This is a genomic window from Bradyrhizobium sp. (assembly GCF_016462955.1).
Lineage (GTDB): Bacteria > Pseudomonadota > Alphaproteobacteria > Rhizobiales > Xanthobacteraceae > Bradyrhizobium.
In genome coordinates this window covers 1-741 of sequence record NZ_JAEMSD010000854.1, presented here as the reverse complement: position 1 = coordinate 741, position 741 = coordinate 1, and the positions used below count along the sequence as shown (strand labels likewise).

Annotated in this window: 1 protein-coding gene; it reads right to left on the bottom strand. The window is 59.6% G+C overall.

The window, feature by feature from the left end:
• Positions 1-465 precede the first annotated feature (465 nt).
• Positions 466-741 (bottom strand): N-formylglutamate amidohydrolase (locus tag JHD07_RS39200; protein ID WP_291631966.1); only part of this gene is annotated, 276 nt, incomplete at its 5' end.

Below are 741 nucleotides of genomic sequence, written 5' to 3'. Positions count from 1 at the left end.
CTGTCTTGATCTTGCACCCCGGTATTTTGCATTCCGGGGTGCGCTGCCTCATCCCGGTCACCTGCTGGCCAAAAATCGATCATTGACTTGAAAACTTAGTTCCGCGCTTGCCTTGTTCGTATGCAAACGACTATCAACCCATTGAATTTCCTTATCAAAGGAACTGAATCTGGGTTTCCGCGGGAGCATTTGAGCCATGTGCGTTTTGCATGGGAAACAGCGCAAAAGCCCTTGCACTTTGTGCGTCGCGGTCGCATATTGTTGCGGTGCGGTAGCGCTTGGCGTTACCGCTGCCCTCCTTGGGCGTTTCCTCCCTAGACTTGGGCCGCTTGCGTCATTCGCGAGCGGCCCTTTTTTCTTGCCGCCGCCGCTTTCATTTCAAGGCGCGCAAGCCTGAGAAGCGAAACACGCGCGCACCCAAGGGACTCCCAAGGGACCGACCGAGACTTCGATGTTCGAGAGGAGCTACTCCGCCGCGGCCTGGAACGGGCCGAGATCGGCGAACGGGATCGTGGTCGCCAGCACGTCGGCAAGAACACCGAAGTCGGAGGCGACTTGCGCGAAGCGTGCGCTCCGCTCGCGGCGCCGCTCGTCCATGTAGATCGCGCGATTGAGCTCGAGCTGCACTGCGTGCAGGCCGCTTGCGGGATTGCCGTAATGCTCGGTGATGAAGCCGCCGGCATAGGGCTTGTTGCGGCCGATCGAATAGCCGAGCCCGCTCATGGTCTCCTCGACGCGATC